At 66.2% G+C, this 1593-nt stretch carries 1 protein-coding gene; it reads left to right on the top strand.

Translation table 11 applies throughout. From position 1 onward, the window contains the following. Window positions 1–138: 138 nt before the first annotated feature. Window positions 139–1593: HlyD family type I secretion periplasmic adaptor subunit (locus HY058_18840; protein MBI3499356.1), on the top strand; the 1455-nt coding region annotated here is incomplete at its 3' end.

The following is a 1593-nucleotide window of genomic DNA, read 5'->3' as shown; positions in this document are numbered from 1 at the left end:
TGGCACGCCCAGACCGGCGGCCCGGCTCCAGCTCCGGTGCAGCCTTCCAATGCCCATGTCAGCCGCGGCCCCGATGGCGAGATCATCGTGCGGCGCCCGGTGCAGCTGCGCATGGCCGAGGCGGCGGGGGAGTGAGCCATGGCTGAGAATGATTCCGTGGCTGATGGTGAATTCACCACAGAGACACAGAGACACAGAGAAGGCACAGAGGAAAAGAGAAATAGTTTTGTTTCTCTGTGCCTTCTCTGTGTCTCTGTGTCTCTGTGGTTCAAACCCCTTTGGACCAAGACGCAGTCGTGGACGATTACCCTCCGCCACCGCGTCGCCTTTCTCGACAAAGCCGTCACCAAACTCGAATCCATCGCCCACGGCCTCTCCCAGCACGCCGACATCTGGCGCGAGGCGCTCAAAGCCGACAAACTCCGCCCCAAGCTCGGGCCGCTGGGCGAGGCGGAGATGGCCTTCCTGCCCGCCGCCCTGGAGATCTCGGAGCGCCCGGCCTCGACCACGGCGCGCATCATCGCGCTGACCCTGTGCGCCTTCTTCGCCGGCTCCATCGCCTGGGCCAGCATCGGCGAGCTCGATATCGTCGCCGTGGCCAGCGGCAAGCTGATTCCGTCGGAACAGGTCAAGGTGATCCAGCCCCTGGAGGCCGCCATCGTCCGGGCCATCCACGTCAGCGAGGGGCAAACGGTCAAGAAGGGCGACATGCTGATCGAGTTGGAGGTCACCGGCGGCGCCAACGACGTCCAGCGCCTGACCCAGGATCTCTACACCGCCCAGGCCGACAGCGCCCGCCTCGCCGCCCTGCTGGCGCCCGCCCCCGACCAGGCCTTCACCACTCCCGAGGGCGTCCCCGCGCCGATGATCGAGCTGGCCCGTGCCCAGATGGTGGCGCAACTGACCGAACATCGCGGCAAGCTGGCCTCCTTGGACTCCGAACTGGCCCGCAAGCGTGCCGAGCTCAAGACCACCAGCGCCGATATGGCGCGCCTCGCCAATGTCATCACCCAGGCCCAGGACCGGGCCGGACGCCGCAAGATCCTCACCGAGCAGGGCCTCAACTCCCACCTCGATCTGTCGCGCGCCGTGCAGGAGGTGGACGAGGCCTCGGGCAACCGCGAAGTGGCCAAGAGCCGCCTCACCGAAACCCAGGCCGCCATCGCCTCGCTGGAGAGTCAGCGTGAGCAGGCCAAGGGCGAATTCCGCCGCGACGCCACCTCGAAGCTCGCCGAGGCGCGGGCCAAGGCCAGTACCGCCGAGCAGGAACTGGCCAAGGCCACCCAGCGCCAAAAAGTGCTGTCGCTCATCGCCCCCGTCGATGGCATCGCCCAGCAATTGGATATCCACACTATTGGCGGCGTCGTCCAACCGGCCCAGAAGCTGCTGGTCATCGTCCCTGCCGGCGCCATTCTGGAGATCGAAGCCCGCCTGCCCAACAAGGACATCGCCTTCGTCGAAGCCGGCCAAGAGGCCATCATCAAGGTCGAGGCCTTCCCCTTCACCCGCTACGGCACCCTCAAGGGCCGCGTCACCACCGTCAGCCTGGACGCGGTGCAGGACGAGCAGAAGAAGGAATACTACTTCCTCCTC

Source organism: Pseudomonadota bacterium, assembly GCA_016195085.1.
Classification (GTDB): domain Bacteria; phylum Pseudomonadota; class Alphaproteobacteria; order SHVZ01; family SHVZ01; genus JACQAG01.
The sequence above is the reverse complement of the archived record's forward strand: the minus strand, read 5'-3'. Positions and strand labels throughout refer to the sequence as shown.